This is a genomic window from uncultured Thiodictyon sp. (assembly GCA_903837595.1).
In the GTDB taxonomy this organism is placed as follows: Bacteria; Pseudomonadota; Gammaproteobacteria; order Chromatiales; family Chromatiaceae; genus Thiodictyon.
Genome location: CAILVI010000524.1, coordinates 23,148 through 30,705, shown reverse-complemented (window position 1 = coordinate 30,705; position 7,558 = coordinate 23,148). Strand labels below are relative to the sequence as shown.

The window sequence follows — 7,558 nt, the reverse complement described above, 5'->3', positions numbered from 1 at the left end:
GAATTCCTCAGTAATCCCCATGACCGAACCAGACGGGAAGCCCTTGCGGTCCGACCTGGAGTTCCTGCGGATCACTCCAGCCGCAGCCTTGGCTGGCGTACCTGCACCCGAGCCCACTTGCCGGCGCTTTGTATTTCGCTCTCCTCAAATTGCGTTTCGCCAAGACGCTTTGAACGGTCGCTGCTGATCGCACTAGCGACCGTCTTACTCCTGGGCGGCTGCGCTGTTGGACCTGATTTTAGACGCCCAGACTCGCCAAGAGCGCAACACTACGGACCACCGGGGTCGCTGGCCACCGGGACGGTCTCTGCCGCTGTTGCAGCGGGTGAGGCCCAGCGCTTCAGCACCACTCAAGACATTCGTTCCGATTGGTGGACACTGTTCCAGTCGCCGAAATTAAACACACTGATCGAGCGCTCTTTTCGCGCAAACCCTTCGATCGATTCGGCGCAGGCAGCGCTGCGACAGGCACAAGAGAATGTCGTCGCGCAACAGGGCTATTTCTTCCCCACGGTGAGCGTCAGTTATACGCCGTCGCGCAATATGCTGGCGGGCAATATGGGGGGCAATTCCCCCGGTGTACAGGGTAATGGCCGCGTCATTGCTACCGGGTCAAATCCGCCGCCGCCTTATGGTACGAATACTACCGGTGGGCATTATAACGGTCCGGTCACCTACAATTTTCATGTTGCCCAGTTGAACATCGGCTATGTCCCAGATGTATTTGGCCTGAATCGTCGTCAGACCGAATCGGCACAAGCGCAGGCCGATGAGATGGGGTTTCAGCTCGAAGCGACCTATATCACACTCGCTTCGAATGTTGTGGCCGCCGCACTGCAAGAGGCCGGGCTGCGCGAACAGCTTGCGGCGGTCAAAGGATTCATCGCCACGAATCGCGAAAGCCTTGATATCATCCGCAAGCAACTGGCACTGGGCTTTATTGCACAGATCGATGTTGCCGGGCAAGAGGCCTTGCTGGCACAAGCTGAGCAAGCCTTGCCGCCGCTGGAAAAGCAGCTGGAACAAACGCGTGACCTGATACGCGCGCTGGCAGGCCAGGCCCCGAGTGAGGATGTACCGGAGACTTTTGCGCTGGCGGATATCCACTTGCCACAAGAGTTACCGCTCAGCCTGCCGTCGACGATGATCGAGCACCGACCCGACGTACGGGCTGCCGAAGAAGAGCTCCATGCCGTCACCGCGCAATACGGTGTGTCAATTGCCAATCGCTTGCCGCTGTTCAATATCACCGCGGCCATCGGCGGCATGGCAGCGAGCCCCGACTGGATGTTCAAACCCGGCGGGCCATTTTTCAATATCATCGGCGCCATCACGCACACCATCTTTGATGGCGGCACTCTGCGTGCGCAATCCCGCGCAGCCCAACAGGCTATGCTCCAAGCGGCTGCCCAATATCGCACCGTCGTCATCGCGGCCTTGCAGAATGTGGCCGATACCTTACATGCCATTCAGTCCGATGCGGATACGCTAAAAGCGGCCGACACCTCCGAGCAGGCCACCAAGTCGGTGCTGGAACTCACGCGCAAACAATATGACTCCGGTCAGGTGAGCTATCAAATCTTGTTGCTGGCGCAACAAAGTTATCAACTCACGGTCCTCAGCCGCGTGCAGGCGCAAACCGCCCGTTTAGGCGACACAGCCGCGCTATTTCAAGCATTGGGTGGAGGTTGGTGGCATCGTAAAGATACTGCTGTCCCGAGTACCAAGACCCCGTTGGCCGCGGTGGGTGAGACTATTTCAACGAAGGAGGCAGGATAAAAATGGGTAACGGAAAACAACTGATTCTGTTGGCTCTTTTGGTGGTGACGCTGGCAGGTCTAGGTTATATGGGGTGGAAAAAGTTCTCGTCTGTCGAAGCATCGGCAACCGCGATTGCCGCAGGGTCAGCACCGACGCAACATCCGGCGCCGGATACCCTGCGCTTTCCCGCGGATGCCCCGCAATTGACCTTCCTGCAAATCATGCCGGTGGAAGCGCGACCTGAACCCTTGGTTGAACCGCTGAATGCGCGCATTATCTACAATGATAATGTCACCGCCCGTATATTCTCGCCGCTGGCCGGACGGGTGACCAAGATTTCTGTCGAGCCGGGTCAACAGGTGAAAACGGGCGGGGAGCTGGCGGCGCTGGATTCACCGGATTACGCCCAGGCGGTGGCCGACCGCTTGAAGGCGCAAGCCGACGTGTTGCATAAGCATCAGGTTTTTGAGCGTTCCACCTTGCTCTATGAGGCGAAGGGTCTGGCACGCAAAGAGCTCGAGGCGGCCGAGGCCGATTGGCATCAGGCCGAGGCCGAGGAGGCGCGCGCCAAGGCGCGCATGAAGAATCTCAGCGCCAGCTCGCCCAACGAGAGCGGGCAATTTATTTTGCGTGCACCGATCTCCGGGACGGTGACCGAGCGCCAAATCAATGTCGGCAGTGAAGTGCGAACCGATGCGACTATCCCATTATTTGTTATCACCGATCCGACCAGGCTCTGGGTGCAAGTCGATCTTCCCGAGCAACAACTCAACAAAGTCGAGATCGGCCGCTTGATGACGATTGAGGTCGATGCTTACCCGGGTGAGGTATTCCGCGGCAGGGTCTCCGTCATCGCTGGTGCGCTCGATCCGGTCACGCGGCGTATTCAGGTTCGCTGTGAAGTCGATGATCCTTCGCGTCGGCTCAAGCCGGAGATGTTCGCCCGGGCCGCGCCGATTCAGACCGAAAATGGCAGTTTGCCACGGGTCCCTAATGCCGCGCTGTTCACTCAAGGCCTATATTCCTTCCTGTTCGTCGAGTCATCGCCCGGGGTGTTACAGCGTCGACGCGTGGTGCCTTCCTCACAGGGCAGCGAGTTCACCTATATCAAATATGGGTTGGCGCCGGGAGAGCGCGTCGTCACCACGGGGGCATTGCTACTCAATTCCGAGCTGGCCGGGAACGAATGATTATGGACATCCCTAAATTGATGCGGCAGGGGGCGTTGCAGTAATGCTTGAGGCAGTCGTTACCTTCGCGTTGCAGCAGCGTGTATTTGTCCTGGCCGGCGCCTTCGTCTTGCTGATTGCCGGTTTGCAGGCGCTTGACCATTTGCCTATTGAGGCATTTCCAGACGTACAGGATGTGCAGGTTCAGATCGTGACCCAAGCCCCAGGCCAAGCGCCGGAGGAAGTCGAGCGCAGTGTGACATTGCCGATCGAGCGCGAGATGAGCGGCGTACCGCATATGACCCAGCTGCGTTCGGTATCCATTACCGGCCTGTCGGTCATTACGCTGACGTTCTCTGACCGCACGGACGATTACTTTGCGCGCCAGCAGGTGCTGGAAAAACTGCAAGGTGTCACGTTACCGGTGGGAATACAACCCTCGATTGCACCGCTCACTAATGCCGTGGGCGAGGTGTATCGCTATGTGATCGATGCCCCGGACAGCATGTCGCCCAACGAGGTCCGTGCCTTACAGGACTGGGTGTTGCGTCCGGCACTGCGCCAGGTGCCGGGCGTGGCCGATGTGGTGAGCTTCGGCGGTACGGTCAAGGAATACCAGATTCGCATCAATCCCTTCCTGTTGCGCAAATTCAATGTGACGATCGACCAGGTGTCTCAAGCCATTATTGCCAATAGCAGCAATATCGGCGGTGGGGTGATGCGGCGCGGCGACGAGGGGCTGGTGCTTCGCAGCCTGGGCCTGTTCAAGAGTTTAGATGATATCAGGCAGGTTGTGGTCACTGCAAAAGACGGCAAGACGGTGCTGGTCGGCGATGTCTCCGAAGTCGCGATCGGTGCCCGTCCGCGTTCCGGTATCGTCGCGTTTAACGAGCGCGACAATGTGGTGGAGGGGGTCGTGCAAATGACCAAAGGGCAGAATGCCACAGAGGTGGTCGCAGGGATCAAGGAACGAATTGCGCAGATTTCTCATGCACTACCCGCCGGCGTGAAGCTCGTGCCATACTACGATCGTACCGATCTGGTTAAACACACGGTGCATACGGTCGCCGAGAACCTGATCGTCGGCGCGCTATTGGTTGTGGCCATCCTCATCATTTTTCTGCGTAACTGGTATGCTGCGCTGGCGGTTGCGGTTATCATTCCGCTGGCCCTGTTGTTCGCCTTCATTCTGATCGATTATCGTGGTGTGTCAGCCAACCTGATTTCTCTGGGTGCAGTGGACTTCGGCATCATTATCGATAGCGCGGTGGTCTTGGTTGAAGCCTTGATGGTGAAGCTCGCATTGGCTAAGGCCGATGATATCGCGAAGCATCATACCCCGGGTCATCGCCTCTATCTCGTCAAGCAGACCAGTGTCGAGATGGGATATCCCATCCTGTTCTCCAAGGCAATTATCATCGTCGCGTTTTTGCCTATCTTTACCTTTCAGCGGGTGGAAGGAAAGATATTTTCGCCTGTCGCCTACACCCTGACCTTTGCTTTGGTGGGAGCCATTTTGTTGACGCTCACCCTGTTGCCGGCGCTGTTGAGCTATGCTGTTCGCAATAAGGACCTGGCCGAGCGACACAGTGATTGGATGCAACGTTTTCAGGAACGCTACCGTGCCTCGCTGTTGTGGGCTGAGCCCCGTCGCTATCTGATTGTCGTGGTGTCTGTTTGTGCATTGGTCGTGACTTTAATTGCGGCGCCATTCCTCGGTAGCGAGTTCTTGCCAAAACTGGATGAAGGCAATATCTGGCTGACCATCAGCCTGCCGCCCGCCACGGTCTTGGAAAAGACCAAAGAGATAGAACGTCAGGTCCGCGCTATTCTCAAGAGCTACCCCGAGGTCAATAACGTCGCCACCCAAGTGGGTCGCCCGGATGACGGCACGGACCCCAAAGGCCCCAATAATCTGGAAATTATGGCCGATCTCAATCCGCATGACACCTGGTTCTTCGCCGACAAGGAGGCGTTGATTGCGGATATGACCAGAAAGATAGGCGTCATCCCCGGGGTCCCGACAAACTTCTCTCAAGTCATTCAGGATAATGTGGAAGAGGCCCTGTCAGGCGTGAAGGGTGAAATCTCGGTAAAAATATACGGTCCTGATCTGGATATCCTGGAAGACAAATCCGGACAGGTAGCAACCATACTGGCAGGTATCCGCGGTGCAGCCGACGTGGCCGCGATCAAGGTGGGTGGGCAAGCCGAACTAAACATCACGCTCGATCGCAACCGCCTGGCGCGCTATGGTATTAATGTCAATGAGGTGAATGCCACCATTGCGGCCGCGCTGGCCGGTAGTACAGTCAATACCTTTTTTGAGTCTGACAGGCGCTTCGACGTAACCCTGCGCATTGCCGAGCCGTTCCGTGATGCCATCGATGATATTGCCGATTTGCCGATCCTCATTCCGGGCGGAAATAGCACGATTCCGCTTGGCTCAGTTGCCGTCATCACCTTGCGTCAAGGTGCGGCCCGGGTCGGCCGCGAGGCGGGCGGGCGGATGGTCGCGGTCAAGGCCAACCTGCTTGGGCGTGACCAAGGGAGCTTTGTCGCCGAGGCGATGGAAAAGGTCAAGCAGCAGGTCAAGATGCCACCCGGTTACACCATGACCTGGGGCGGGCAATTTGAGAATCAGCAACGCGCTATCGCCCGGTTGAAGGTGATTGTGCCGCTTTCGGTGTTGATGATTTTCGTACTGCTCTTTTGGGCGTTCAAGTCCGTTCCGAAAGCCTTGCTAATCGTGCTGATGGTCCCCTTTACCCTAATAGGCGGTTTGGCTGGTCTGGCATTGGCCGGATTACATCTGTCGGTCTCTTCCGCCGTCGGGTTTATTGCGGTGGCAGGAATTTCGGTCCAGAACGGTGTGATCATGGTCGAGCAATTTATCGAGGGTATGCGTCATGGCCATAGTTTGCGTGACAGCGTCATCGACGGGGCGGTGGCGCGCCTGCGGCCGATCGTGATGACGGCATTGATGGCTGGGCTCGGATTGCTGCCTGCGGCCCTGTCTCATGGTATCGGCTCTGAGACCCAGCGTCCTTTTGCGGTGGTGATCGTGGGCGGAATCATATCGGCCACATTGTTCACCCTGTTGCTGCTGCCATTGCTGTTTCCGGTATTCGCTGCAGAAACGCGAATAGAAGGAAACCAGCCGCTGACGAGCGAATGAAGCGATCTATCAGCGAGCCATATCGTAAACGGACGCCTGACAATAATGCACAATAAGAAATGAACGCGGCCCAAGGATCGCCAGCAATCAGCGAGCCCTTAGCCGTTTGACTGGAGGACTAAAGATGTATCGCGACCCAACGCACCTGACCTGTGTTATACCATGGCCAAGCTACCGGCAAGTCATGGCGCTCAAGACCACCCGCTCCTACAACATCGGACGCAGGATTAAGACGCTGCTCCATCTTGGTTACGCCAGATTTCATAAGCAACGATTGTGTTGCGTGTTCGAGCAGTTGCCATGGGCCGCTGAGCTGTTTGCCAGGCACCACCGCCTGTTCATGGCTCCCTTTCAGCACTATGTCGACGTACGATCCACGATGGGGAGTCGCTTTGCCATGGTGATTAGCGACCTCAATTTTTTCGACTCGCGCCTAGAGCGTGGGAAACTCGCCGGTCTGACACGCGCAGACCGGGTTACCCTGGTAAGCGACCCATCATCGGCAATGCAGTTGGATCTCGGTTGGAATCTCGACAATCCACAGGAGGGCTTGTGGCTGCTCACGCTCAGGGACGAGCGGTGCGGTGGCGCCATCTTCTCCGCCGCCTTTTCCATATATGGGAATCGGCTGTTCGTCGGCGCCATTCAGGGCCCGCCCGGCAGGAACCGTAAGTCCGACGTGCGCGACGCGACCCGCGCCCTGCATGGCATGCGACCCCGCTACTTTCTCATTGAAGTATTGCGCCAATGTGCCAGCCTGTGGCAGCTGGATGGCCTGGTCGGAATCGACGGCCGACATCAATTCAAGGCCCACTCGAGAAGCCATCGTGTACATCAGGTCTACTTCGACTACACGCAATTCTGGCAGGAACTCGGCGCGATGCCCGAGCCGGACGGAAACTGGAGGCTTCCCGAGCTGTCACTGAGAAAGCCGATCGATGCGATTGAATCGCGAAAGCGGGCCATGTACCTGAGGCGCTTTGCGCTCCTCGACGCGACGAAACAGCAGCTGAGTGCCACCATCTGAGGGCACCTCGCGACTCGCCGGAGGTCGGTTGGTCCTGCCGTCTGCCCCGTCCGCGCGGGGCGGCCGACGGACCTGTCGCAAGCGCTAGCGTCGCCGTTCGTGGTGCGCTGCCGACCGGCGCGCGGGCGCCGGGAGCATCACCAGGATAAGCCCCATGCGTTCATTGATGTCTGGGTCGCGCAGCACCGGCCCTTGGAACCACCTCGCGCCAGTCGGGAGGCAGCACCATTTTTTCCGCGGCGGTTGCCTCCAGCACAATGAAACCAAACGGGTCTATCGGTTCCGCGATGCCGGCTGCAACAACCTCCGGATAGTCTGCCCCCACGGCCCAGGTCAGTCGGGCGATATACTCGGTGCCGCTGTGGATATGTCGAATCCTCATGCCAATACTCGATAGACGTTTGCTAATTCAGAAGTAGCTCT

Annotated in this window: 4 protein-coding genes; all 4 read left to right on the top strand. The window is 57.8% G+C overall.

Going from position 1 to position 7,558, the window contains the following annotated elements:
- The coding region (locus tag QZY44_RS31980) for an efflux transporter outer membrane subunit (protein WP_295457140.1) at window positions 1-1,779 on the top strand (1,779 nt) is incomplete at its 5' end.
- A gap of 2 nt (window positions 1,780-1,781) precedes the next feature.
- Window positions 1,782-2,951, top strand: coding sequence for an efflux RND transporter periplasmic adaptor subunit (locus QZY44_RS31975; RefSeq protein WP_295457138.1), 1,170 nt, complete (start codon window positions 1,782-1,784; stop codon window positions 2,949-2,951).
- Window positions 2,952-2,994: 43 nt separating this feature from the next.
- A complete protein-coding gene (locus tag QZY44_RS31970) occupies window positions 2,995-6,108 on the top strand; it encodes a CusA/CzcA family heavy metal efflux RND transporter (protein WP_295457136.1) in 3,114 nt (1,037 codons plus the stop codon).
- Between the two features lie 124 nt (window positions 6,109-6,232).
- Complete coding sequence (locus tag QZY44_RS31965; RefSeq protein WP_295457133.1) at window positions 6,233-7,135, top strand: DUF535 family protein; 903 nt, start codon at window positions 6,233-6,235, stop codon at window positions 7,133-7,135.
- Window positions 7,136-7,558 lie beyond the last annotated feature (423 nt).

Bases quoted from the DNA above. Each gene is read 5' to 3' on its own strand.
- QZY44_RS31975 (WP_295457138.1), top strand. From the start codon at position 1,782: ATGGGTAACGGAAAACAACTGATTCTGTTGGCTCTTTTGGTGGTGACG.
- QZY44_RS31970 (WP_295457136.1), top strand. From the start codon at position 2,995: ATGCTTGAGGCAGTCGTTACCTTCGCGTTGCAGCAGCGTGTATTTGTC.
- QZY44_RS31965 (WP_295457133.1), top strand. From the start codon at position 6,233: ATGTATCGCGACCCAACGCACCTGACCTGTGTTATACCATGGCCAAGC.